The 24,251-nt window shown below is 58.7% G+C and carries 21 protein-coding genes; 17 read left to right on the forward strand and 4 right to left on the reverse strand.

Translation table 11 applies throughout. The features are described 5' to 3' along the window. Positions 1-21 precede the first annotated feature (21 nt). Together DXC79_RS03300 and DXC79_RS03305 are read left to right on the forward strand one after the other, a co-directional pair. Complete coding sequence (locus DXC79_RS03300) at positions 22-936, forward strand: RNA methyltransferase (protein WP_117635133.1); 915 nt, start codon at positions 22-24, stop codon at positions 934-936. Positions 937-1,061: 125 nt separating this feature from the next. After that, positions 1,062-2,411, forward strand: coding sequence for an MATE family efflux transporter (locus tag DXC79_RS03305; RefSeq protein WP_117635134.1), 1,350 nt, complete (start codon positions 1,062-1,064; stop codon positions 2,409-2,411). Between the two features lie 32 nt (positions 2,412-2,443). On the opposite strand, the gene DXC79_RS03310 is transcribed toward DXC79_RS03305, so the two are convergent. Then, positions 2,444-2,929, reverse strand: a complete 486-nt coding sequence (locus DXC79_RS03310) for a cob(I)yrinic acid a,c-diamide adenosyltransferase (RefSeq protein WP_117635135.1) — start codon at positions 2,927-2,929, stop codon at positions 2,444-2,446. A 92-nt stretch (positions 2,930-3,021) separates the two neighbouring features. Between DXC79_RS03310 and ftsH the strand changes: the two genes are divergently transcribed. The 3 genes from ftsH (at position 3,022) to DXC79_RS03325 (ending at position 5,886) form a co-directional block, all read left to right on the forward strand. Then, complete coding sequence (gene ftsH / locus DXC79_RS03315) at positions 3,022-4,914, forward strand: ATP-dependent zinc metalloprotease FtsH (protein ID WP_199408634.1); 1,893 nt, start codon at positions 3,022-3,024, stop codon at positions 4,912-4,914. A 75-nt stretch (positions 4,915-4,989) separates the two neighbouring features. Beyond that, positions 4,990-5,481, forward strand: coding sequence for a DUF523 domain-containing protein (locus DXC79_RS03320; protein ID WP_117629300.1), 492 nt, complete (start codon positions 4,990-4,992; stop codon positions 5,479-5,481). Between the two features lie 177 nt (positions 5,482-5,658). Continuing rightward, a complete protein-coding gene (locus DXC79_RS03325; RefSeq protein ID WP_369831449.1) occupies positions 5,659-5,886 on the forward strand; it encodes an IS3 family transposase in 228 nt (75 codons plus the stop codon). A gap of 114 nt (positions 5,887-6,000) precedes the next feature. Here DXC79_RS03325 and DXC79_RS03330 read toward each other — a convergent pair whose 3' ends face one another. Together DXC79_RS03330 and DXC79_RS03335 are read right to left on the reverse strand one after the other, a co-directional pair. Then, the gene (locus DXC79_RS03330; protein WP_117635137.1) at positions 6,001-6,603 is read right to left on the reverse strand and encodes a Type 1 glutamine amidotransferase-like domain-containing protein; all 603 of its coding nucleotides are present in this window, start codon (positions 6,601-6,603) and stop codon (positions 6,001-6,003) included. A gap of 514 nt (positions 6,604-7,117) precedes the next feature. Further along, the gene (locus tag DXC79_RS03335) at positions 7,118-8,200 is read right to left on the reverse strand and encodes an iron-containing alcohol dehydrogenase family protein (protein ID WP_117635138.1); all 1,083 of its coding nucleotides are present in this window, start codon (positions 8,198-8,200) and stop codon (positions 7,118-7,120) included. A gap of 509 nt (positions 8,201-8,709) precedes the next feature. Here DXC79_RS03335 and ileS point away from each other — a divergent pair. The 11 genes from ileS (at position 8,710) to DXC79_RS03390 (ending at position 21,145) form a co-directional block, all read left to right on the forward strand. After that, entirely contained in the window at positions 8,710-11,487 is a 2,778-nt protein-coding gene (ileS, locus tag DXC79_RS03340; protein WP_370445748.1) for an isoleucine--tRNA ligase, read from the forward strand. 238 nt (positions 11,488-11,725) lie between these two features. Then, positions 11,726-12,307 (forward strand): signal peptidase II, encoded by a 582-nt coding sequence (gene lspA / locus DXC79_RS03345; protein ID WP_117583506.1) that lies wholly within the window; start codon positions 11,726-11,728, stop codon positions 12,305-12,307. Then, complete coding sequence (locus DXC79_RS03350; RefSeq protein WP_117635140.1) at positions 12,307-13,320, forward strand: RluA family pseudouridine synthase; 1,014 nt, start codon at positions 12,307-12,309, stop codon at positions 13,318-13,320. Before lspA ends, DXC79_RS03350 begins: the two co-directional genes overlap by 1 nt. An 82-nt stretch (positions 13,321-13,402) precedes the next feature. Next, positions 13,403-14,698 carry a glycosyltransferase family 2 protein gene (locus DXC79_RS03355; RefSeq protein ID WP_117635141.1) on the forward strand — a complete coding sequence of 432 codons (1,296 nt, stop codon included), beginning with the start codon at positions 13,403-13,405 and terminating at the stop codon, positions 14,696-14,698. An 80-nt stretch (positions 14,699-14,778) separates the two neighbouring features. Next, positions 14,779-15,201 carry a prepilin peptidase gene (locus DXC79_RS03360; protein WP_117635142.1) on the forward strand — a complete coding sequence of 141 codons (423 nt, stop codon included), beginning with the start codon at positions 14,779-14,781 and terminating at the stop codon, positions 15,199-15,201. Positions 15,202-15,232: 31 nt separating this feature from the next. Next, positions 15,233-16,480, forward strand: a complete 1,248-nt coding sequence (locus DXC79_RS03365; RefSeq protein ID WP_117635143.1) for a deoxyguanosinetriphosphate triphosphohydrolase family protein — start codon at positions 15,233-15,235, stop codon at positions 16,478-16,480. Positions 16,481-16,540: 60 nt separating this feature from the next. Continuing rightward, a complete protein-coding gene (locus DXC79_RS03370) occupies positions 16,541-17,890 on the forward strand; it encodes a replication-associated recombination protein A (RefSeq protein ID WP_199408635.1) in 1,350 nt (449 codons plus the stop codon). A gap of 95 nt (positions 17,891-17,985) precedes the next feature. After that, positions 17,986-18,573: a hypothetical protein gene (locus DXC79_RS03375; protein ID WP_117635145.1), complete on the forward strand. Its 588-nt coding sequence runs from the start codon at positions 17,986-17,988 to the stop codon at positions 18,571-18,573. After that, positions 18,566-18,943, forward strand: coding sequence for an ATP-binding protein (locus DXC79_RS03380; protein ID WP_089571730.1), 378 nt, complete (start codon positions 18,566-18,568; stop codon positions 18,941-18,943). The genes DXC79_RS03375 and DXC79_RS03380 overlap by 8 nt, the downstream gene beginning before the upstream one ends. 1 nt (position 18,944) lies before the next feature. Further along, positions 18,945-19,736, forward strand: a complete 792-nt coding sequence (locus tag DXC79_RS03385) for an RNA polymerase sigma factor SigF (RefSeq protein WP_117635146.1) — start codon at positions 18,945-18,947, stop codon at positions 19,734-19,736. After that, on the forward strand, positions 19,733-21,145 hold the full coding sequence (locus DXC79_RS03390; protein ID WP_117635147.1) for an AI-2E family transporter: 1,413 nt from the start codon (positions 19,733-19,735) through the stop codon (positions 21,143-21,145). The genes DXC79_RS03385 and DXC79_RS03390 overlap by 4 nt, the downstream gene beginning before the upstream one ends. A gap of 6 nt (positions 21,146-21,151) precedes the next feature. On the opposite strand, the gene DXC79_RS03395 is transcribed toward DXC79_RS03390, so the two are convergent. Then, positions 21,152-21,391, reverse strand: coding sequence for a hypothetical protein (locus DXC79_RS03395; protein WP_117635148.1), 240 nt, complete (start codon positions 21,389-21,391; stop codon positions 21,152-21,154). A 197-nt stretch (positions 21,392-21,588) separates the two neighbouring features. Between DXC79_RS03395 and alaS the strand changes: the two genes are divergently transcribed. Next, positions 21,589-24,246, forward strand: coding sequence for an alanine--tRNA ligase (gene alaS, locus DXC79_RS03400; RefSeq protein WP_117635149.1), 2,658 nt, complete (start codon positions 21,589-21,591; stop codon positions 24,244-24,246). Positions 24,247-24,251 lie beyond the last annotated feature (5 nt).

A 24,251-nucleotide genomic window follows, 5' to 3' on the forward strand; every position in this document is an offset into this window, starting at 1 on the left:
GAAGGGTGCGGGCTGGCTGCTATGACTGATGCCGTTGAGGTGCTGCGAATCGATTCTCTCGAGGACGAGCGGCTCGATGCCTACGTGCGACTGACCGAGCGTGAGCTTCGCTGCGTGCTGGAGCCGCAGAAGGGCATTTTTATCGCCGAGAGTGCCAAGGTCATCGAGCGTGCGGTTCGCGCCGGATACCAGCCGGTGAGCTTTCTTTTGGGCGAGCGCTGGCTCGACCAGATGATGCCGCTGTTTGAGCGCCTGATTGTGCGCGAGGGCGCGGGTCCGGTTCCTGTGTTCGTTGCCTCCATGGAGCTCATGGAGCAGCTGACGGGTTTTAACGTGACGCGCGGTGCGCTCGCGGCATTCCGTCGTCCGCGCCAGATTCCAGTAGCCGAGTTCCTGGGTGGCGTCGTCGAGGCGGCGGGGGAGCGCCCGGTGCGCGTGTGCGTGCTCGAGGGCATTGTCGACCACACAAACGTCGGCGCGATTTTCCGCTCGGCGGCTGCGCTGAACGTCGATGGCATTTTGGTGAGCCCTACGTGCTGCGATCCGCTGTACCGTCGCTCGGCCCGCGTGAGCATGGGCACGGTGTTCCAGGTGCCCTGGACACGCATTGGCAGCGAAGCGCGCGTATGGCCGCATGATGGGCTGGCGGCGCTACACGATGCCGGCTTTTCGTGTGCCGCTATGGCGTTGACGGATGATTCGGTGTCGCTGGACGATCCCGCGCTCCAGGAGATTGACCGCCTGGCAATCTTTATGGGCACCGAGGGTGCTGGCTTGGGCGCCAAGACCATTGCAGGCTGCGACCGCGCCGTGCGTATTCCGATGGCACATGGGGTCGATTCACTCAACGTGGCCGCGGCAAGCGCTGTTGCCTTTTGGCAGCTGTGCCCGCATGTGAGCAACGAGTACCACTACCAGCCGGGGCTGTATCACTAGGCAGATAGTTAGCACCGGGCTCTGGTTCGGGGCGTTTCGGCCGACGTCGGTCGGTGCTAAGCTGGTATTGGCTTTGGTCTTAAATTGCCGTTTTGTTGTTTGACGTATGCTGGTGGGGAGGGCGTGTGGCTAAGAAATCTACGGCTATCGATGTAACGCAGGGTGTCATTTGGCAACAGCTGCTGTCGCTGTGCGTCCCTATCTTCTTTAGCTCGTTTTTTCAGCAGGCTTACACGCTTATTGGTACGTATATCGTCGGCCAGTTTGGCGGCAAGCTCGCGCTGGGTGGCATTCAAGCCACGATGGTGCTCACCGAGCTCTGCATTGGCTTTTGCGTTGGCGTTGGCGCTGGCTGCGCGGTCATTACGGGCCAGTTTTTTGGCCAGCACGATGACGAGCGCCTGAGCCGATCGGTCCATACGGCTATGACGCTCGCGCTGGTGGGCGGCATTGTCATTTCCATTCTGGGCATGGTGTTTGTCGAGCCGATGCTTGTGTTGATGAATACACCGCATGAGCTGCTGGCCGAGGGTGTGGCCTATGCCCGTTGCTACTTTGCCGCCATGTTTGCGGCGCTGCTGCTCAATATGGGGACGGCGCTGTTGCGCGCCGTGGGCGACACGCGCGGTCCGGCGGTTATTATTGCATCCGGCTGCTTCGTCAATGTGGCATTCGACATTCTCTTTGTCGCCGTGCTGCACATGGAAGCGCTGGGCTGCGGCATCGCGATCGTGCTGACTATCTGCACCAATGCCTCGATGATTCTGGTTCGTATGATGCGCGCTCCGGGTGCGTGGCGGTTGTCGCTATCCAAGCTCGGTATCGATCGCGGCATTTGCAAGAGCATGCTTTCGTGTGGTCTTCCGCTGGGCGTTCAGTCTGCGGCGTATTCGATCTCCAACGTTTTGATTCAGGTGTCGGTCAACTCGTTTGGTGCCGATGTCACGACCGCTTGGGGCCTTTCCGGCCGCCTGGACGGCATTATCTGGATGGTGACCGAGGCGCTCGGCGTGTCGATCACCACGTTCTCGGCGCAGAACTTTGGTGCGCGCAATTACGATCGCATGCGAAAGGGATACCACACGTCGCTCGTGCTGTCGTTTATGCTCATTGGTGGCCTGTCTGCCGTGCTGCTTGTGTTCTCGGGTCCGTTGTCGCGTTTGTTCATCGACGATGCCGCGATTTCGGCCTACACCACGACGATTCTTCATTTCATCGCGCCGTTCTACGCGATCTTCTCGATTATCGAAAATGCGTCGGGCTCCATTCGCGGCGCCGGCGTGAGCTTGCAGCCCATGCTGCTCACGATTTTTGGCACCGTCGTGCTCAGGGTGATCTGGGTGTTTGCGATTATGCCGTTCGATCCGTCGCTTGAGCACCTGCTGCTGGTTTACCCCGTAACCTGGCTCATCACGGCCACGATGTTTACCATCTACCACCACAGCGGCAACTGGCTCGGCCGCGCCACCGCCTAATGATCCGTTTTCCTCCGTCCCCTTCGGATCATTTAGTATTCGATGCCTTGGCGGGCTAGGAGGCCTTCGTCGAAGTAGTGTTTGACGGGGCGCATTTCGGTAACTAGGTCGGCAAGGTCGGCGAGGGGCAGCAGGCCGCGGCCGGTGAGCACGAGCTCCGTGGTGGTTGGTTTCATCGCGATCAACGCTTCGACATCTTCGCGCGTCACAAAGCCCCGTCGCATGGCCTCGCCGAGTTCATCCAAAATCAGAACGTCGACCTGTGATATCTGCTCGCGCGCCAGCTCCATGATCTGTGCAGCGCAGGCTTCGGGTGTGTCGCGGTTGGCTTGTACGATGCGTAGCCCCAATCGAGGAGCTGCGTCATGTTCGGCGCAGTGCAGCTTCTTGGCAAACTGAAGCATGAGTACGTTAAGTCCATAGCCCGTGGCGCGCAGCGCGAGCCCCAGCGCAGCCGTCGTCTTGCCCTTGCCGTCGCCCGTATAGATTTGAACCTTGCCGACTCCCAGTGATGCCATCTCTGTCCTTTCGTGCCCGGCGTCGGTTTATCGCCGTCCGGGTTGGGTATTCTAGAAAACATTATCAACCCCAGTAGATGGAGTTCAAGCAGATGGAGATGGATGACAATAAACGTAGACGGAATATGATCCTCTACGTGCTCATCGCCTTCGTCGTCTACCTCGTGCTCTCGACCGTTCTGTTCCCCAACATCGGTCACACGCAGCAGATTACGAAGACCGATTATTCGACGTTTGTCAAAGCGCTCGATAAGAAGAGCGTCGACAAGGTCGAGTACAACACGGACGATTACACGATTTATTACACCAAGAAGGGCGAGGACGAGAATATCGCCTACAAGACGACCGGCGTGCCGAGTGACACGGGCTTTACCGATCGCGTGCTCGAGGCCGGCGCCTCGCTGGAGTCGGTGGTTCCCGATAAGAACTCGGGCCTGATGACTTACTACTTGCTCACGCTCGTCCTTCCCATGGCGATTTTCTTCCTCATCGGCTGGTGGCTCAACCGCCGTATGAAGAAGGCCATGGGCGATGACGGCCCGTCCATGAATTTTGGTGGCGGCGGCTTTGGCGGCGGCGGTCTGGGTAAGTCCGGTGCGCGCGTTATCGCCTCCAAGGATGTTGGCGTGACCTTTAAGGATGTTGCTGGTCAGGAAGAGGCCAAGGAATCCCTGAAGGAGGTCGTCGACTTTCTGGAGAAGCCGCAGCGCTATGAGGAAATCGGCGCCAAGCTGCCGCGCGGTGCTCTTCTCGTGGGCCCTCCTGGCACTGGTAAGACCCTGCTTGCCAAGGCTGTTGCCGGCGAGGCGGGCGTACCGTTCTTTAGCATTTCGGGCTCTGAGTTCGTCGAGATGTTCGTCGGCCGTGGCGCCGCCAAGGTGCGCGACCTGTTTAAGCAGGCTAAGGAAAAGGCCCCCTGTATCGTATTTATCGATGAGATTGATACCATCGGCAAAAAGCGTGACGGTGGCGGCTTTAGCGGCAACGACGAGCGTGAGCAAACGCTCAACCAGCTGCTGACCGAGATGGATGGCTTCGACAACCACAAGGGTATCGTCGTCCTCGCTGCCACCAACCGTCCTGACAGCCTCGATCCCGCTCTGCTGCGCCCCGGTCGTTTTGACCGCCGTATCCCCGTTGAGCTGCCCGACCTGACCGGCCGCAAGAACATCCTCGAGCTTCACGCCAAGAGTGTGAAGACCGAGCCGCCGATCGATCTGACCGCGATTGCCCGCGCCACGCCCGGAGCCTCGGGCGCCGACCTGGCCAATATCATCAACGAGGGCGCCCTGCGCGCCGTTCGCGAGGGTCGCAAGCGTGCAACCCAGGACGACTTCGAGGAGTCGGTGGAGGTCGTCATCGCCGGCCAGCAGCGTAAGTCCACGGTGCTGTCCGATCACGAGAAACAGGTCGTGTCCTATCACGAGATCGGCCATGCCATCGTTGCCGCCCGCCAGAAGGGTTCTGCGCCGGTTACGAAGATCACCATCGTGCCGCGTACGAGCGGTGCTCTGGGCTACACCATGCAGGTCGAGGAGGACGAGCGCTTCTTGACCACGCGCCAGGAGGTGCTCGACAAGCTCGCTGTCTACTGCGGCGGACGTGCTGCCGAGGAGCTCATCTTTGGTGAGATGACGACTGGCGCGGCCAATGATATCGAGCAGGCCACCAAGCTCGCCCGCAACATGGTGACGCGCTTTGGTATGTCGGAAGAGTTTGGCATGATGGCGCTCGGTACCGTTCAGAATGCCTACCTCAACCAGGACACGTCGCTCACCTGTGCCCCCGGTACGGCCGAGCGCGTCGACGCGATCGTCGCCAAGCTGATCGAGGACGCACATGACCGCGCCCTGCAGATCCTCAAGGAGAACAAGTTTAAGCTCCATGAGCTGGCTCGTTATCTGTACAAGAAGGAGACGATCACGGGCGAGGAGTTCATGAATCTCCTCACGCGCGAGAATCCGCTGATGCCAAAGCAGCAGTAAGGCTGGTTGCACAACGTCGAACGCCCCATTTGAGTTTCTATCTCAAATGGGGCGTTTTGTTTGGGAGGGATATGTATGAAGATCGTGGTGAGTGCCTGCTTGATGGGAGAGAGCTGCAAATATAACGGGCTCGACAATTACCATCGCGCGTTGGTCGAGGCCTGCGAACGCACAGGGACCGAGGTCCTGTTGGTGTGCCCCGAGGTTTTTGGCGGCTTGCCCACACCGCGCAAGCCGTCCGAGATTGTGAATGGCGAGGTTTGTACCTGCGAGGGCATCTCGGTCGATCGCGAGTTTCGCCTGGGTGCAGAGCGCGCGCTCGATATGTGCGAGCAGGCGGGCGGCCCGTCCGAGATCGCTGCGTGCGTCTTACAGGACCGTAGCCCCTCGTGCGGTGCGGGTCGCGTCTACGATGGCACCTTTAGCGGCACGCTCACTGTGGGCAATGGTGTTTTTGTCGATCTGCTGCTGCGTCACGGGTACCGTGTGATTCCGGCTAGCGAGTTCGATCCCAGCATACTGGAACATTGTCCACAGCACTCGAACCCAACACTTCCTCACGGGTGACCGTTTTGGCATCATCCGTGAAGTTGATATTGAGTACGACCCGGTCATCAAAGACGTAGACCGAGTTGACAGGCGCCGTACCCATGCAGCCCCTCCCCACGGCCCTCGCGCAGGAACGCGCACACGGCCTTCCCGTCTCTTGCGCCTCTCCCGGAACTGTCCACATCAGCGTAGCCAATCCAGTCCGCCAAGGGCTGCAGCCCGGACAACGCGGCGATGGAGGGCTTCTTCGGCCTGCTCAAGAAGGAGTTCTGGCACGGCAGGGACTGGTCGGACTGGACCCCCGCCCGCTTCATCGAGGAACTCGGGGGCTGGATCGGCCGATACAATACGGAGAGGCGCAGCGATGCGCTCGGTGGCCGCACCCCGGCCGAGTTCCGCTCCGCGCTGGGAAGGGCCGCGTAACGGTCCAAGAAATCGTCCGCAGTCCCCATTCTTGCCCCTTTGGGACGGCTTCTTGTTGGGGCGTGCCTGCCCCAAACCCTGCTAGGAACGAGTGCAGCAAACTGGAATTTTAAATTACTCTTTGCAAATAACCTTTGAACCTTCACCATCAATTACAATTCCCTGACGATTGTTAATTGGGCATAGATTCAAATCCGAAAACTCAGTTATTATTTTCTCGGTAACTTTCTTAAATGGTGCTGTAAGAAAATGCGGAAGAACATAGAAATCAATCAAATTAAGCCCTGCATCATCTTCTTGTGAGTAGTCCTCCGGCTTTTCATCCATTTGCTCGATATATTGGATGCTTGGAGCGCATACAATCGCACCTGCCGATTCACCAATCATCAGTTTTCCTTTTGCCAATTCTTTCTTCAACAGCTCATCCGTTCCCGTTTTACGGAGCTGGTCTATAAGGAAAAAAGAATTTCCGCCGGTAAAATAGATCACATCCGCATCTTCAAAAAGAGACTGTATCGTTGAATAAGCCTCCGTTGAAATATCAATTTCAGTTACGATTGCTCCCAACTTTTTGAATAATTTTCGAGCCGAGCCGACATAACCGGTGTAGCCTTCACGCAGCGAAGCTGTTGGAATAAATGCGACTTTTTTATTTTCAATTTCTTCCTTTATCAGACTTCCTACACTTGAAAAGTGAGAACATAAAAACAGTTTCATCAATATCCTCCTTTATGTATAAATTCTTATTTGTTGAACTAAGCCGTGTATACCATACTCTCCAATGAAAGAACGCCCTAATATAGCGAAATTTTGCCGTTTTCCTGCGTACGTGCGTACACACTCCACAGGAATTCTAAGGTGCCTGCCCCCTTAGCACACGGACTTTGGAACAAAGTCTAGTGTGTTACGCCTTGCCAGAGGTGTACAGGCTCCCGGTATGCACGTACGAAGCAATTGCCATCAATGCGCTATATAAGTGGCGATCAAGTTCGCATCAAGCGACCTTGATCCCGCAAAACAAAAGGCAGGATACCATCACCACGATGATACCCTGCCTCTGTTCGTTCCTGTTTGCCGTTCCGAGTAGTCCTTCCGCAGAATTTCCGATAAACAAAAAACGTACCCGAACCCTTTCTCGTAAAGAATCGGGTTCGAGTACGAACTGAATGCTGGATCAATAAAAAACCACCAGAAAGGTGCCCGTCCCATTTGTGGTGGTTTTGGGTCAGTCCTAGAGCGTGTGGCCGTAAGCGTCGGTGGCCTTGATGGCGGCGGCGAATTTTTCGTCCGTGAAGGGCTCGGGGTTTCCCTGCTTCCACTCGTTGGTGGCGTGCGCGTACTCGCACAGGGCAGGGATATCAGCCTCGGAAAGCCCGACCTGCTCAAGCGTCACGGGCAGGCCCATCTGATTGTTAAAGGCGGCGTAGCGCTCAAGGTTCTCGGTATCGCCCGTATAGGCGAACAGTACCAGCACACCCAGGCTTACGACCTCGCCGTGCAGGTAGGAGCCCTCGCGCGGAATGCTGCAGGAAGCGTTGTAGAACGCGTGCGCCACGCTCGAGTTGTAGTAGTAATCGTTTTGGTTGGTCAGGTTGGAGACGTAGCCCGTGTTGACCACGATATCGAGCGCGATCTGCTTGACGGCATCGGTCGACTGGTCCTGGCGCACGTTCTCAAGACCCTGGACGCCAAAGGTAAACAGCGGCTCGGAGCAGGTGTGGGCGAGTGCTAGGCCAAGGCCTGCCGTGTGCTCCAGGTTGCCGGCGCTCGTGGCGTACTCGACCTCGGGCTGCTTGGACAGGGCATCACCCACGCCGGCCCAGAAGTACTCCGCCGGAGCCTCGGCGATGATCTTGGGGTTGATGAAGATGTGCGCAGGTCGGTTAGGGTACGAATAGCCCTCGAGCGAGCCGTCGTCGTTGTAGACAACGGCAATGGCGGTCGCGGCGGAGCAGTTGGAACAGATCGTCGGTACCGTAAAGACAATCTTCTTGAGCTCGATAGCTGCGGTCTTCACGGTGTCGAGCGCCTTGCCGCCGCCGCATGCGATAAGCACGTCAGCTTCCTGGAAGGCAGGGGAGTTTACGACCTTGGCGATATTTGCGCGCGTACTGTTGGTGCCGTAGACGCGCGTCTCCAGAATCTCGACGTCGGTACCTGCCAGCGCAGCTTCGATACCGGGAAGTGCTGCGGCCAGTGCTCGTTTACCACCAATGATGGCGACCTTGGTTGCTCCGTACTCGGCCAACGCGCCGTGCAGCTCGTCAAAGCAGTCTTCGCCAACGGTATAGTCGCTCATTCCGATCGTGCGCATAGCAATCTTCTTTCGTTCGATAAAGTGCTTACAGGTATTTTGCTCCAAGAGAAGGTCCACGGCCGCAAGAAATTTCGAACGTATAAAACCAGTGTTGAGGGTTTTTCGCCGGTGCGGAACGTGCTAGCATACTCCGCATAAGCGTTGATGGGGACGAGTAGTCGGCCGTCCGCATGCTACAGAGAGCGGGGAGCGCTGAGAACCCGTGCATGCGACCGATGAAAATCACCCCGGAGCTGCGGTCCCAACGGACGTGCCGCGTAGGTTCGTCTTAGTAGACATCGCCGAGATGGTCGTCGATACAGACCAGCCGAGTAACGGATGCGAGCGCGCGAATACGCGGGCGAGGGCATCTAAGCTGGGTGGTTAAGCGAAGAGCTTTTGCGGGCGTGCAGCCCGTTTGTGGCGCTTCGTCCCAGCTTGTAGGGACGGGCGCTTTTTTGGTGCCCAGAGGGCGTGCGCGCCCACGACATGAAAGGGGTACCGTGGCAAACGAGTACAAGCAGACGATGAATCTGCCCAAGACCGGTTTTCCCATGCGTGCCGGTCTTTCCAAGTCCGAGCCCAAGCGACTCAAGGACTGGCAGGACAACAAGGTCTACGAGCAGGTTCTGAAGAAGAACGAGGGTCACAAGAAGTTCGTGCTGCACGACGGCCCTCCGTACGCCAACGGTCCGATCCACATCGGCCACGCCATGAATAAGATCTCCAAGGACATGATCAACCGCTACTGGATGATGCAGGGCTATGAGGTTCCCTACGTCCCCGGTTGGGACTGCCATGGTCAGCCGATCGAGCACAAGGTCGAGGAGAAGCTCGGCACCGAGAAGTTCAACCAGACCTCCACGGCTAAGATCCGCGAGCTCTGCAACAAGTTCGCTGTCGAGAACATCGAGCTGCAGAAGGCCGGCTTCCGTCGCCTGGGCGTGCTCGGCGACTGGGACAACCCCTATCTGACGCTCTATCACCAGCATGATGCCGCCGACATCGAGGTCTTCAAGGCCATGTTCGATAAGGGCATGATCTATCGCGGCCACAAGCCGGTTCACTGGTGCAAGCATTGCCACACCGCACTCGCCGAGGCCGAGATCGAGTATTCCGACGAGACGAGCCCGTCCATTTTCGTGCGCTTTGAGATGACCTCCAAGCCCGCCGGCCTCGAGAACTTCGACGGCCCGGTCGACTTTATCATCTGGACGACCACGCCGTGGACCATCCCCTCCGACCAGGCCGTTTCCCTTAAGCCCGGCGCCGCCTATGTCGCCGTTGAGCACGAGGGCCGTGCCGAGGTCATGCTCGAGGACCTGGCTCCTAAGTGTTGTGAGGAGTTTGGCTGGGAGTACACCCCGGTCATGGTCGATGGCAAGCCCTACGTGGTTTCCGCCGAGACCTTCCACCACATCCACTACAAGCAGCCGATCTTTGACGGCGTTGAGGGCGTGGCGCTGCTGGCCGATTACGTCGGTGTCGATGACGGTACCGGTATCGTCCACAACTCGCCCGGCCACGGCGTCGACGACTACTTCGCCTGCCTCAAGGAGGGCATCACCGACATCTGCATGCCGGTCGATGACGACGGCAAGTTCTACACCGGCGAGGAGTTTGGCACCGGCGGCCCCTTCAGCGGCATGGATACCGATGAGGCCAACCCGCACATCATCGAGTTCCTGCGCGAGCGCGGCACCCTGGTCCTCGAGAAGAAGATCACGCACAGCTATCCGCACTGCTGGCGCTGCAAGCACCCGGTGCTCTTCCGTGCTACCGACCAGTGGTTCGTCTCGATGGACAAGACCGGTTTGCGCGAGCAGGCTGGCAAGGAGGTCCGTGAGAACGTCAAGTGGTATCCGGCTCACGCCGCCAACCGCATCGGCGCCATGGTCGAGCAGCGTCCCGACTGGTGCATCAGCCGCCAGCGCAACTGGGGCGTGCCTATCCCCAGCTACACTTGCGCCGACTGCGGCGAGAAGGTCATGAACGACGCCACGATCGATGCCGTTATCAAGCTCTTCCACGAGAAGGGCTCCGACGCCTGGTTTACCGATGCTCCTGAGAGCTATCTGGGCGAGGCCTGCGTCTGCCCCAAGTGCGGCGGCCATCACCTCAAGGCTGATAAGGACATCCTTGACGTGTGGTGGGACTCCGGCGTGTCTTGGAAGGCCGTCTGTGAGTACCGTCCCGAGCTGGAGTACCCGGCGGACGTCTACCTCGAGGGCTCTGACCAGCACCGCGGTTGGTTCCAGAGCTCGCTGCTCACCTCGGTGGGCGCCAACGGCCACGCTCCGTACAAGGCGGTCGTCTCGCAGGGCTTCACCCTCGACGGCCAGGGCCGTAAGATGTCTAAGTCACTCGGCAACGTCATCGACCCCAACAAGGTCTGCGACGAGATGGGTGCCGACATCATCCGCCTGTGGGTCGCCTCCGTCGATACCAGCTCCGACGTCTCCATCGACCACGAGATTCTCGCTCGTACGTCCGATGCCTACCGTCGTTTCCGCAACACGCTGCGCTTCCTGCTCTCCGAGCTCGAGGGTCAGTTTGAGCCCGAGACCGACGGCGTTGCCTTTGCCGACCTGCTGCCGCTCGACAAGCTCATGGTCGCCCGCCTGACCCAGGTCCAGGCCGAGGTCGACGATGCCTACGCCAGCTACGAGTTCCCGCGCGCCTACCGTGCGCTTTACGACTTTGTGGTTACCGAGCTCTCTAACGTGTATCTCGACGCCCTGAAGGACCGTCTGTACTGCGAGAAGCCCGGTTCGCTCGAGCGTCGCAGCGCCCAGACCGTGCTGGCCGAGCTCTTCTCGATGCTCATGCGCGACCTGCAGCCGATCTTGTCCTATACGGTCGACGAGGCCATGGCCTATGCGCCTGCCGGCTGCGTCGATCACCAGAAGTACGCCGCGCTGCTCGATTGGTACAAGTCGCCCATCACGGTCGACGAGGCCAACGAGTTTGAGGGCGTGCTCGAGGCTTCGCTCGAGCTCCGTAGCGTCGTGACCAAGGCCCTTGAGGATGCCCGCTCCGCCGGCACCTTCACCAAGAGCCAGCAGGTCCGCGTCAAGGCGGTCGTTCCTGCCGAAATGTATGCGCTGCTGACCGGCGACAAGGCCGTCGACCTGGCCGAGTTCTACATCGTCTCCGATGTTGAGCTTACCCAGGGCGAGGAGCTTTCTGTTGCCATCGATGCAGCCGAGGGCGAGTGCTGCGACCGTTGCTGGAACTACCGCACCACCGTCGGCGAGTACAACGGCCACGCTCACATTTGCAAGCGCTGCGCGAATGCCCTTTAAGGCACGGTAACTCGGCATTTTAGTTATAGGGAGAATTTAGGCGCCTTCGGCCCATTTGCTCCGCTGAAGAAAAGCGACATTCCGTTATCCGGAATGCCGCTTTCTTTTATGCTGGTTATTTATCTGACGTTAGCGAATGTGTCGTGCGCTCTGCGTGTGGCAATATAAGATGGTTATCTGCGTTAAATGGAATTTGATTATCTGAGGGTAGGGGATTTCTTTGGGTCGTGGTGCGGATATGACGCCGCCTTTGCGTTGGCGGTTGGGTGTTGCTGGTGGGGTGGCGCTGGTTGTGCTGCTTGTTGACCAGCTTACTAAGCTCGCGGTTCGTGCCGTGGGCGACGCCTTGCATGTGACCGTCATCCCCGGTGTTATCGACTTTATGTTTGTCCGCAATATCGGTGCTGCCTTTAGCATGGGCGAGGGGCATGGCATCGCGTTTGCCGTGCTGGCGTTGGCGGTCATTATCGCTATTGCCGTGTACCTCGTTCGTGCACCCCAGCTCGCCCATCTTGAGGTTGTGGGCATGGCGATGGTTGCGGGCGGTGCTATCGGCAACGCTATCGATCGTTTGGCCTTTGGCTTCGTGACCGATTTTATTGCCACCACCTTCATCGACTTCCCCGTCTTCAATGTGGCCGATATCGGCATTACGGTCGGTGTGGTGCTGGCGCTCTTCGGTTACATGTTCTTGAGCCCCGCGGCTCGTGAGGTCGATGCGACCGCCGAGCTTAACGCCCGTGACGAGGCCCGCGCCAAGCGCAAGGCTAAACAACGTGGGGAGCGTGCCCGCAAGATTCGCGAAAGGACTGAGCGCTAATGGCCGACATCCATATCCTTGTTGCCGACGATGCCGCTGGTCAGCGTCTTGACGCCTATCTGGGCGCCAATGACGGCTGCCCTACACGCTCTGCCTGCGTACATCTGATTGAGGGTGGGGCCGTAGTGGTCAATGGCGAGACCTGCCTGTCCAAAAAGTACGCCGTACGAGCCGGTGACCGTATTTCGGTTGATTTGCCCGAGCCGCACGATCCCACCGACGTGATTCCCGAGGCCATCCCGCTCGACATTCGCTATGAGGACGACTACCTCATCGTGCTCTCCAAGCAGCGCGGCCTGGTGTGCCATCCTGCTCACGGCCACGAGAGCGGTACGCTTGCGAACGCCCTGGTCTACCACTGCGGCATCGACCATCTGGGCACCGTGCAGGGCGAGGACCGCCCCGGTATCGTACATCGTTTGGATCGCGATACCTCGGGTCTTATGCTTGCGGCAAAGGACGACGACACCCAGCGCGCGCTCCAAAATCTTATCCGTACGCGCACGCTCGACCGCCGCTACATTACGCTCGTTCACGGTCATATCGCCATGGATGAGGGCACCATTAACACCGGCATTGCCCGTTCTACACGTGACCGTGTCAAGATGGCGGTTTCCGATGATCCTTTTGCGCGCCAGGCCATCACGACCTTTAAGGTCCTTGAGCGCTTTGATTCCACGCGCTTTGATGACGGCTACACACTCGTTGAGTGTCACCTGTTTACCGGTCGCACGCATCAGATTCGCGTGCACATGCGCCATATCAACCACGCCTGCGTGGGCGATCCGCTCTACGGTAAGTGCGATGCGCGTGCCGATCAGGGTCTGACCAGGCAATTCCTCCATTCCTGGCGCGTGGCGTTCGATCATCCCGTGACGGGAGAGCGCATTGAGTGCCGCGACGAGCTGCCGTGGGATCTCGCCGCCGTCCTCGACGACTTAGCCCCGCGTTCGCTTGGTCGCACTGCTGCCGGCGACGAAATCGTACCGCAGCTCGGCCTGCTCGAAGCCTAGCCAGTATTAGGTGGTTTCTTGAACTCGGTAAGCCTGCGGTAAGATATACGGTTGTTTACGTAACACGTTCCTGGGAGCCTGCATGCTCGCCTTTTTACAAACCAACACGCCCATCGTGATCTTCAACCAGATTGTCGTCACGCTGCTCACGGTCTGCTTCTTGTACCAGGTGGTCTTCTTTGTCATCGGTGCTCTCCGCGGCGAGGTCGCGCCTCCCAAGGCCAAAAAACTCCACCGGTATGCCTTCTTTATTGCAGCACACAACGAGGAGGCCGTTATCGCCAACCTCGTTCGCTCCATCAAGGACCAGGATTATCCGTCCGAGCTCATCGAGGTCTTCGTGGTCGCCGATGCTTGCACCGACAACACGGCGCAGCTCGCGCGCGAGGCCGGTGCCATTGTTTACGAGCGCAATGACCTGGCCCGCAAGGGCAAGAGCTGGGTCATGGACTTTGGTTTCGATCGCATTCTCAACGAGTATCCCGACACGTTTGAGGGCTACTTTATCTTCGATGCCGACAATGTTATCTCCCGCGATTACGTCTCCAAGATGAATGATGCCTTTGACCAGGGCTTTCATGTGGTCACGAGCTATCGTAACTCCAAGAACTTCGGCAGTTCGTGGATTTCCTCTGCCAACGCCACCTGGTATTTGCGTGAGGCCCGCTTCCTCAACAACGCGCGTAATATCTGCAAGACGTCCTGCGCCGTCTCGGGCTCGGGCTACCTTATCTCCGCCAGTGTTATCGAGGGCATGCACGGCTGGCAGTTCCATACACTGACCGAGGACATCCAGTTCACCACGTTCTGCGCCATTCACGGCATCCGCATCGGTTATGCGCCGGCGGAGTTCTTTGACGAGCAGCCGGTGACGTTTAAGGCGTCCTGGAAACAGCGCATGCGCTGGACCAAGGGCTTCTACCAGGTCTTTTTTACCTACGGCAAGCATCTGGTCAAGTCGACGTTCCGCTATCATCGCTTTGCCGCATATGACATGTTTATGACCATCGCTCCGGGCATGCTGCTGTCCCTGATCTCCATGCTCGCCAATGCGACATTCCTGATCGTGGGTGGCCTTTCGCATGGTTTCTTGGCTACCGAGGTCGAGATGCAGGCTTGTGCCGCCTCGCTTATCATGACGTTCGTGATGATGTACCAGACCTTCTTTATCCTGGCGCTGCTCACGACCATCTTTGAGTACAAGCACATTCATTGCGCTCAAAAGTGGCGCCTGGTGACCAACCTGTTTACCTTCCCGATCTTTATGTTCAGTTATATCCCCATTACGGTGGCTGCGTTGTTCCTGAAGGTCGACTGGGTCCCGACGCAACACGCCGTCAACGTTACCCTCGACGAGGTCATGCAAGGCGCCAAATAACCACCACCAAAACCACCACAAAGGTGCCTGCACCTTTGTGGTGGTTTTTGCTTTTGAGTGACTGCCCAAGGAGGTTTTTAATGGTCTATATCCCGTTTTGGATTTGTATCTTTGCCGGCGCGGTGATTGATGCCCGTGAGCGGCGGTTTCCCAATGAGCTTGCCGGCGTGTGTGCGGTGGCGGCGCTTGCAGGCGTTTGGCTCGACAGAGGTGTTAACACGGCGCTTGACCACGCCGGTCTTGCGGTCATCGTCTACCTTGCCCTTGTGCTCACTGAGTCGCTCTGGCGTCGTGTTCGCCAAGCCCCCGGCATCGGCATGGGAGATGCCAAGGCACTTTTCGCGCTTTGCACGCTCGACCCTCTGGGCGGCATCGTGGCATTTGCCGCCGCGCTCCTGGTCCTTGCCCTCTCCTGCCTCATCACAAAATCGCGCTCCCTGCCATTGCTCCCGTTTTTGGTGCCGATTTTTGCCATAATCGAGGTCGTGGGCTGGACATTGTAACCGATTGCGCATCCTTTTTAAGGAGCATGCCATGGCAACTAATCAAGAAACGGCCGTCATTAAGGCGCGCATGGACCGCATTCCCGCGGCGTTGTCGCCCGAGCTGGTCGAGCGTATCGCCGCCGACCGCGCCTCGGGTGTCGTTAATCCTTATCGATGCTGCGACGACCAGGTCATTCGTCGTATAGATCGCGCTGCCGACAAAGGCACGCTTATGCGTCCGGCGTTTATGCGCGATACCGAAAAGATTCTTCATCTTCCTGCGTACACGCGTTATGCCGGCAAAACGCAGGTCTTTAGCTTTCGCAGTAACGACGACCTGTCGCGGCGCGGCCTTCATGTGCAGCTCGTCTCGCGCATTGCCCGCGATATCGGCCGTGCCCTGGGCCTCAACTGCGATTTGATCGAGGCGATTGGCCTGGGCCACGATTTGGGCCACACGCCCTTTGGCCATGCCGGCGAGCGTTTCCTCAACGATATCTATCACGAGCGTACGGGTCGTTATTTTTTCCATAACGTGCAGTCCGTCCGCGTGCTCGACGCGCTGTACGGCCGCAACGTGTCGCTCCAGACGCTCGACGGCGTGCTGTGCCATAACGGCGAGTACGAGCAGCGTGTCTTTGAACTCTCGGACATAGCGTCGTTTGACCAGTTCGACCGTACCGTCGAGGACAGCATTGCCGCGGGCTATGGCGCGATCGAGCACCTGCGCCCCATGACCCTCGAGGGCTGTGTGGTGCGTATCTCGGATATCCTCGCCTACGTCGGTCGTGATCGTCAGGACGCCATTGCGGCGGGCCTGCTGTCGCCCGACGCTTTTGACGATGGTCGGAGCGGCGCCTATAACAGCTGGATTCTCACGCACGCTTCCATCGATATCGTTGAGCATAGCTATGGCAAACCGCGTATCGAGATGAGCGAGGACCTGTTTGAGGAGATCCGCCGGGCGAAGCGCGAGAACTACGAGAAGATCTATAGCAAGGGCGGTATCGAAGGCGATTCCGAGGCAGAGTTGCGTGAGGCCTTCGAAAAGCTCTACGACCGTTGCCTGCAGGATCTAAATAAAGGGGACGAGTCCTCTTACATCTTTAAGCATCATGTTTCGCGCATTGAGCAGCAGCTTTCCTACTACGATCGCACCTATGCCTGGCAGGACGACAAGGATCAGGCCGTCGTCGATTACATCGCAAGCATGACGGATGGTTATTTCTGCGAGCTGACGAGCAAATTGTTCCCAGGTCTAAAGTTTCCGCACCGCACGTATATTAACGAACGGTAGTTCGTATCCTTTCGGTATACTGTTGGTCAACAACGATTTTGATTAATGCACGGGATGGCTATGGACGACCTTTTTTCTGCTTCGACGCGCGAGCGCTCCTTTAAAAATGCGCCGCTTGCGGTGCGTATGCGCCCCAATTCGGTCGACGAGTATGTGGGCCAGCAAAAGGCCGTCGGTAAGGGCTCGTGGCTGCGCGCCGCGATTGAGCATGACGTGCTGTCGAGCGTGATTCTGTACGGCCCGGCTGGCACGGGCAAGACGACGCTGGCCCACATTATCGCCAACCATACCAAGAGCGAGTTTGTCGAGGTCAGCGCCGTGACGGGCACTGTGAAGGACCTGCGCCGCGTAATCGATGAGGCTAAGACCCGTCTGAACACCTACGACCGCCGCACCATTCTGTTTATCGATGAGATCCATCGCTTTTCGAAGTCGCAGCAAGATGCCCTGCTGCATGCGGTCGAGAACCGCACCGTCATTATGATTGGCGCCACGACGGAAAACCCGTACTTTGAGGTCAACTCGGCATTGCTCTCGCGTGGGCGTGTGGTAGAGCTTGAGCACCTGAAGGACGAGGATATCGCCACGCTCATTGAGCGTGCGCTCGAGGCGCCGCAGGGTTTAAACGGAAAGTTCTCGGCCGATAAGGATACAGTCAAGACCATTTGCACGCTGGCCGCGGGTGATGCGCGCTCGGCGCTCACGACGCTCGAGCTTGCGAGTGAGATTGCCGTTACGCGTCCCGATACTGAGGGAACGCCAGCGCCGGCGGCGGGGGAACGCTATCCCATTACCGTGGACGACGTGAAGATCGCCAATCCGCGTCGTGGGTTTTCGTATGACAAAAACGGTGATATGCACTACGACATTATTAGCGCGTTCATCAAGTCCATGCGAGGCAGCGATCCCGATGCCACCATTTATTGGCTTGCGCGCATGATCGATGCGGGGGAGGATCCCAAGTTTATCGCTCGCCGCATTATGATTCAGGCTTCCGAGGATGTTGGCAACGCCGACCCGCAGGCGCTTTTGGTGGCACATGCCGCATTTAAATCTGCCGAGGTCATTGGCTATCCCGAGTGTCGCATCAACCTGGCTCAGGCTGCGCTCTATGTGTGCCTGGCGCCTAAGTCCAACGCGTGTGAGGCCTCGATCGATGCGGCGCTGGCCGATATCCACAGCAGTGGTCTTCGCGAGGTGCCCAGCTACCTGCGCGATCGTCACCGTCCCGGCAGCGACGAGTACGGTGTATACAAGTACCCGCACGATTATCCCGAAGGCTGGGTCGATCAGCGCTATTTGCCCGAGGGGTTGGAGCGCGGCGCGTTCTGGCAGCCTGCCGGCCGCGGTTGGGAAGAGTGGCGTGTGGAGCAAAGCGAGCGCGACCGTAGCGGCAACGCTCCCAAGTAGGCCATTGGCGCCTCGCGCATTCCCTTTGGGTATCTTTGCCCTTCTTTGGGGTACCATGAAAAACGTCTGTATTTCGATTCCTTCGGGAGGCTTGTATGAGTCCCATTCAAATCGCCCTGCTGGTGCTCGCCATTGCCGGCGTGTGGGCCATCGTTGAGCTTGCACTCACACTGCGCAAGACCCGCACCGTCGTCGACTCGCTCGACAAGACGGTGAGTGACCTCAATAATACGCTCGCCGAGGCACAGCCCGTGGTGGCAAAGCTCGATGGCGCCGTTGACGAGCTTACGCCGGCACTTGCCCAGATGGAGCCGCTCCTCAAGTCGAGCAAGAATGCCGTTGACGCCCTGACGTCTAACCTCGTTGAGGTTGAGGCGGTCGTTCGCGACATCTCCGAGGTCACGGGCAGCGTGGCCGAGGCTAGCAATGCCGTATCGAGCGTGACTGATTCTGCCGCCGGTGCCGTGCAGAAGCTCTTCAATAAGGTGAAGGCTCCTGCAGCCGACGCCGATCGCAAGCTCGCCGCTGCCGCCGCCGAGGCCGAGCAGCCTACTGAGCGCGTTCTGATTGGCGATGACGATGCCGCTGCTGACGACGATGATGTTCAGAAGCCCGCAGCCAAGCCTGCTCAGTATTACACCTATACGCCTGCCGAGACCTCCGAGGAGTCCTGCGATGAGTAGTGAAGCGACCTGCCCCATCACGCTGAGCGTTGCCGGTGATCCTCGTCTCGCGCGCTTGGTGCGCATGACGGCCGCCAACGTCGGCGCCCTGTGCTCTATGTCCGTCGATCGCATCGAGGATATCCGCATGGCTGCCGAGGAAGCCTTCATCTTTGGGTGCACCGCGGTCGACTGCGACGACATCACGATCAATTTCGATGTGGACGAATCTCACGTCGGCATGACCTTTACCTTTGGGGAACAGGCCACCGTCGACGAGGATGACCAGGCTACTGTGTATGCCGAGCTCATTCTTGCAAGCGTGTGCGATTCCTACGAAAAGACTGCGGCGCCCCTAACGCTTTCCCTCGACCTCAAGGCGGATATCTAATATGACCGAACGTTCCCGGAGCGGCAAGACCGCTTGGGACAAGGAGAAAACCCGCGAGCTGTTTCGTCGTTATAAGGAGACCGGTGATCCGGATGCTCGCGAGCAGCTCGTCATGTCCCATATGAACCTGGTAAGGTTTCTTGCCAACAAATTCAAGAACCGCGGCGAGCCGCTCGATGACCTTTTGCAGGTCGGGTACTTGGGCTTGCTCAAGGCTATCGACCGCTTTGACCCTGAACGCGGACTCGAGTTCACGACGTTTGCCACGCCCACCATTTTGGGCGAGATTAAGCGCCACTTCCGCGACAAGGGCTGGAGTGTGCGCGTGCCGCGTCGTCTGCAGGAGCTCTCTGCCAAGGTTAACCAGGCCACCGATAAGCTCACCAACGAGCTTCAGCGTTCGCCCAAGGTTGAGGAAATCGCCGATTACCTTGGCGTGACCGTTGACGAGGTGCTCGAAGCCATGGAATCGTCCTCGGCCTATACCTCGGTGCCCATCGAGGCTCCCGGCGCGTCCGACTCCGACGATGCTCCCTCGATTCTCGATCGCTATGCCGACGACGACAACGAGCTCGACTTTACCGATGACCGTCTGGTAATCGAGGAAGCCATCCGCGATTTCTCGCCTCGCGAGCGCGAGGTTATCGAGCTGCGTTTTGTGAAGGGCATGACCCAGATCGAGATTGCCAAGAAGCTGGGCATCTCGCAGGTGCAGGTTTCGCGTCTGCTGCGCCGCACGCTTAAGAAGATTCAAGATAAGATTGACCCCGACGGAGTGATGGTTCGTTCATGAGTGAGCACCCCCAACAAATCGACCGCACGCTTCGCGATACCCGCATTCTGACGCTGCGTATTTGGGGCGTCGTCGGCTGCATTGTCATCGCTGCCGTCATCTTTAACCTTATGGGCATCCTGGCACCGGTCATCGAGTTTCTCTCTGTCGGTTCCATCATCGCTTTTGTGATGTCTCCGATCACCAACTGGCTCGAGCATCACGGCGTCGGACGTGGCCTCGGTTCGCTCATCGCGCTCATTGTGGTTGTTGCCGTGCTCGTCGGCGTCGTCTGCATCCTATCGCCTATTTTGCTCGGTCAAATCATGGAAGTCCTGAGCCGCCTGCCCGAGCAGCTTCGTGTTGCGGGTGGCGATCTCAACGAGATGCTCTCGCACGCCAAGACGCTCAACAACACGCCGCTCAAGGAGTATCTGGACGACAATCTTTCTTCGCTGGTTACCGTAGCGTCCAAGTACGTCTCGCAAATCGCTGCTGAGCTCGGCCGCGGTGTGTTTCCGCTCATTACCAACACGGCCTCGCAGCTGTTCGTCATCTTCCTGGGTCTGGTGCTTGCCTACTGGCTTGCCTGCGATTATCCCCGCATGCACCACGAGGTCTGCACCATCATCGGGCAGGAAAAAGAGACCTCGTACCGCTTTATGGTGGCCATTCTTTCGCGTTCGGTCGGCGGATACATACGTGGCATGGTCATCACATCGATCTGTGGCGGTTTTCTTGCCTTTATTGGTTTTACGATCATCGGCCATCCGTATGCAGCACTCATGGCTATCTTTACCGGCATTATGCACTTGGTTCCGGTTGTCGGTCCCTGGGTGAGCGCGGCGATCGCCACGGTGCTCGGTTTTATGTTCAGCCCTATGCTGGCGTTATGGACGCTTGTCGTGACCATGGTGGCTCAAAACGTCACCGATAATGTCATTTCGCCCAAGGTCATGCAGAGCTCGGTGCAGGTGCATCCCGTCATGAGCCTTACGGCACTCGTTATCGGTTCGGCACTCATGGGTCCCATCGGCATGGTTATCGCCATTCCGCTGTGCGCGGCCCTCAAGGGCATTTTCGTCTACTACTTTGAGAACGAGACCGGTTGTCAGCTCGTGGCATACGACGGCGCCGTGTTTAAGGGCACTCCGTATCGCGATACCGAGGGCAACCCGGTCGCCGCCTACGACGCGCTTGGAGACGATACGTTCATCTATGAGTCCGAGCTCATCGGCAACGAGACAGCACCCGAGGCCAAGGCCATGCCCAAGCCCGAGCTCGATAATCCCTGGATCAAGCTCTCGGGGCTTCAGCCCGACGCGACAGGCTTTTTCAAGAACCCCTTCGCCAAGGATGACGATTCCAATACGGACGACGACACCAAAACCGGCATCGACGGCTCCATGGACGATTCGGATTCCAAATAGGCCCTGTTAGCGTTTCTTGATGTTGTAAATAACAATAAACGCGATCAAAGCGATTGATAAGGGGCCAGCCACATAGAAAAAGATGGCGTCAATTGCGCTTAGGGTGTAATACGCTTTATCGCCAGATGTTACTGCGTACAATGCGTAGCCAAATCTCGGCTGGTTCACATACCAGCTCGAGTAAGCGAAGATTGCTAAAAGGGCTACCGAGATTAGTGCATTCACGACAAACCGTTTGCTATCCATCGATCGCTCCTTCCGGACGATTCTTATATGAAATTTTACCGAAATCATTTTTTTTCAAAGTATTTGACAGACCTAAATAACGTGCACTTTCGCTGGAGGGTCGCTGTTTGGCGGCCCTCTTTTTTGCACGGGGGCGGTTGGATGGTAATATCGTTACGTTTGAACTGTTTCGATGTGAAACCGAGGAGATTCCCTCTATGAGTGCTGACTACCCGTCAATGACTACGGCCGAGATCCGCTCCAAGTTCCTCAACTTCTTTGAGGAGCGCGGTCTTAAGCTCTATCCTTCTTCGTCCCTCGTCCCCGACGATCCTTCGCTGCTGCTTGCCAACGCCGGCATGAACCAGTTTAAGGAGTACTACCAGGGCAAGAAGACCATGAAGGAGATCGGCGCGATCTCCTGCCAGAAGTGTGTCCGCACCAACGACATCGACTGCATCGGTGAGGACGGCCGTCACCTGTCCTTCTTTGAGATGCTCGGCGACTTCTCCTTTGGCGGCGTCTCCAAGCAGCAGGCCTGCGCTTGGGCCTTTGAGCTCATCACCAAGGAGTTCAAGCTGCCGCTCGACCGCCTGTACTTCACCGTCTTTACCGAAGACGACGAGACCCACGACGTGTGGCGCTCTCTGGGCGTTGCCGAGGATCACATCTCCCGCCTGGGCGAGGACGACAACTTCTGGGCCGCTGGCCCCACCGGCCCCTGCGGTCCGTGCTCCGAGATCTACTTTGACATGGGCGAGGAGGTCGGTTGCGGCAGCCCCGACTGCAAGCCTGGCTGCGACTGCGATCGCTTCCTTGAGTTCTGGAACCTCGTGTTTACCCAGTACGACCGCCAGGAGGACGGCTCCATGCCGGAGCTGCCGCACCGCAACCTCGATACGGGCATGGGTCTGGAGCGCATGGCCGCTATCATGCAGCACAAGACCGCTAACTACGACGGCGATCTGATGCAGCACCTCATCAAGCTCGGTGAGAAGATCAGCGGCAAGACCTATGACGCCGACGATTACTCCGGTGCCAGCCGCTCCCTGCGCATCATCGCCGACCACTCCCGTGCCGTCGACTTTATGATCTCGGACGGCATCCTGCCCGGTAACGAGGGCCGCGAGTACGTCCTGCGCCGCCTGCTCCGTCGTGCCGTGTTCCACGGTCGTCTGCTGGGCATCGAGGGCGCCTTCCTGACCAAGTTTATCGACGAGGTCAACGCTCAGATGGGCGAGGCTTATCCCGAGCTGCTCAAGAACGTCGCGCTCGTTAAGGGCATCGTCGCCTCCGAGGAGGAGCGTTTCTCAACGACGCTCGATAACGGCCGCGTTTACCTGGACGAGGCCCTGGCCGCGCTCGCCGACGGCGCTGTCCTTCCGGGCGATGTTGCCTTTAAGCTTCACGACACCTTTGGTTTCCCCATTGACCTGACTGTCGAGATCGCCGGCACCGCCGGTCACGACGTCGACATGGATGGCTTTACCGCTTGCATGGAGGACCAGAAGGCCCGCGCCCGCGCCAACGCTAAGGGCGATGCCTGGGGTAGCTTTAACGACGTGTGGGTCGAGCTTTCCGACAAGGTTGCCGCGACCGAGTTCGACGGCTATGACAACGACGTCATCGATGGCGCCAAGGTTGTCGCCATCGTGAGCAACGGCGAGTCCGTCGAGTCCGTTGCCGCCGGCGAGGACGTCGAGGTCGTGCTCGACCGCACCCCGTTCTATGCCGAGATGGGTGGCCAGCAGGGCGACGCCGGCGAGCTTTCCGCCGAGGGCGTTGCGCTGACCATTTCCGATACCAAGAACCACAACGGCCTGTATGCCCACGTCGCCCACGTCGCCGAGGGCACGCTGACCGTTGGTGCTACCGTGACCGCCGCGCTCGACGCCGAGCGCCGTGGCTTCCTGCGTCGCAACCACACCGCCACGCACCTGCTCGACGCCGCGCTTAAGCAGGTCCTGGGCGAGCATGTCTCCCAGGCTGGCTCGTTGGTGACGCCCGAGCACCTGCGCTTTGACTTCACGCACTTCGAGGCTCTGTCCTCCGAGCAGCTCAAGGCTGTCGAGGACCTGGTCAACCAGCAGATCTTCGCTTCCAAGCCGGTTGTGACCCGCGTCATGGGCATCGACGAGGCCAAGGCCGCCGGTGCTGTCGCCCTCTTTGGCGAGAAGTACGGCGACGTCGTCCGCGTTGTCTCCGTGGGCGCCGAGGACCAGCCGTTCTCCCGCGAGCTCTGCGGTGGCACGCATGCCGCCAACACCGCCGAGATCGGTCTGTTCAAGATCATCTCCGAGTCTTCCACGGGCTCCAACGTCCGCCGTATCGAGGCCGTGACCTCCAAGGGCGCCCTCGATTACATGGCCGACCGCCTGGCGCTCGTTGACGCCGCTGCCGCTGCGCTCAAGTGCCGCGTTGACGAGGTTCCCGCCCGCGTGGAGAACCTGCAGGCCGAGCTGCGCGAGACTTCCAACAAGCTCAAGAAGGCACTCACCGGTGGCTCTTCCGACGCCATCTCCGGCGCCATCGAGGGTGCCGTCGAGGTCAATGGCTACAAGCTCGTCGTCGCTGAGCTCCAGGGCCTTGAAGCTGCCGACCTGCGCAACGTCTGGGATACCGTGCACCAGAAGGTCGCCGGCCCCGTCGCCTGCGTCGTCGCTAGCGTGACCGAAAAGGGCACCCCGGCCCTGCTCGCTGCCGGCTCCGATGACGCCGTCAAGGCCGGTTTCCACGCCGGTAACGTGATCAAGCAGATCGCGGGCCTGGTCGACGGTCGTGGTGGCGGTCGTCCCAACATGGCCCAGGCTGGCGGCAAGAATGCTGCCGGTATCGCCGATGCCCTCGCGGCTGCCAAGACCGCGCTCGGCGCTTAAGTAGT

The organism is Collinsella sp. TF08-11AT, from assembly GCF_003437035.1.
In the GTDB taxonomy this organism is placed as follows: Bacteria; Actinomycetota; Coriobacteriia; order Coriobacteriales; family Coriobacteriaceae; genus Collinsella.

Excerpts from the sequence above, each read along its gene's own strand:
- DXC79_RS03300 (WP_117635133.1), top strand. The coding sequence starts at position 22 with ATGACTGATGCCGTTGAGGTGCTGCGAATCGATTCTCTCGAGGACGAG.
- DXC79_RS03310 (WP_117635135.1), bottom strand. The coding sequence starts at position 2,929 with ATGGCATCACTGGGAGTCGGCAAGGTTCAAATCTATACGGGCGACGGC.
- ftsH (WP_199408634.1), top strand. The coding sequence starts at position 3,022 with ATGGAGATGGATGACAATAAACGTAGACGGAATATGATCCTCTACGTG.
- DXC79_RS03320 (WP_117629300.1), top strand. The coding sequence starts at position 4,990 with ATGAAGATCGTGGTGAGTGCCTGCTTGATGGGAGAGAGCTGCAAATAT.
- DXC79_RS03330 (WP_117635137.1), bottom strand. The coding sequence starts at position 6,603 with ATGAAACTGTTTTTATGTTCTCACTTTTCAAGTGTAGGAAGTCTGATA.
- DXC79_RS03335 (WP_117635138.1), bottom strand. The coding sequence starts at position 8,200 with ATGCGCACGATCGGAATGAGCGACTATACCGTTGGCGAAGACTGCTTT.
- ileS (WP_370445748.1), top strand. The coding sequence starts at position 8,710 with ATGAATCTGCCCAAGACCGGTTTTCCCATGCGTGCCGGTCTTTCCAAG.
- lspA (WP_117583506.1), top strand. The coding sequence starts at position 11,726 with ATGACGCCGCCTTTGCGTTGGCGGTTGGGTGTTGCTGGTGGGGTGGCG.
- DXC79_RS03350 (WP_117635140.1), top strand. The coding sequence starts at position 12,307 with ATGGCCGACATCCATATCCTTGTTGCCGACGATGCCGCTGGTCAGCGT.
- DXC79_RS03355 (WP_117635141.1), top strand. The coding sequence starts at position 13,403 with ATGCTCGCCTTTTTACAAACCAACACGCCCATCGTGATCTTCAACCAG.
- DXC79_RS03360 (WP_117635142.1), top strand. The coding sequence starts at position 14,779 with ATGGTCTATATCCCGTTTTGGATTTGTATCTTTGCCGGCGCGGTGATT.
- DXC79_RS03365 (WP_117635143.1), top strand. The coding sequence starts at position 15,233 with ATGGCAACTAATCAAGAAACGGCCGTCATTAAGGCGCGCATGGACCGC.
- DXC79_RS03370 (WP_199408635.1), top strand. The coding sequence starts at position 16,541 with ATGGACGACCTTTTTTCTGCTTCGACGCGCGAGCGCTCCTTTAAAAAT.
- DXC79_RS03375 (WP_117635145.1), top strand. The coding sequence starts at position 17,986 with ATGAGTCCCATTCAAATCGCCCTGCTGGTGCTCGCCATTGCCGGCGTG.
- DXC79_RS03380 (WP_089571730.1), top strand. The coding sequence starts at position 18,566 with ATGAGTAGTGAAGCGACCTGCCCCATCACGCTGAGCGTTGCCGGTGAT.
- DXC79_RS03385 (WP_117635146.1), top strand. The coding sequence starts at position 18,945 with ATGACCGAACGTTCCCGGAGCGGCAAGACCGCTTGGGACAAGGAGAAA.
- DXC79_RS03390 (WP_117635147.1), top strand. The coding sequence starts at position 19,733 with ATGAGTGAGCACCCCCAACAAATCGACCGCACGCTTCGCGATACCCGC.
- DXC79_RS03395 (WP_117635148.1), bottom strand. The coding sequence starts at position 21,391 with ATGGATAGCAAACGGTTTGTCGTGAATGCACTAATCTCGGTAGCCCTT.
- alaS (WP_117635149.1), top strand. The coding sequence starts at position 21,589 with ATGAGTGCTGACTACCCGTCAATGACTACGGCCGAGATCCGCTCCAAG.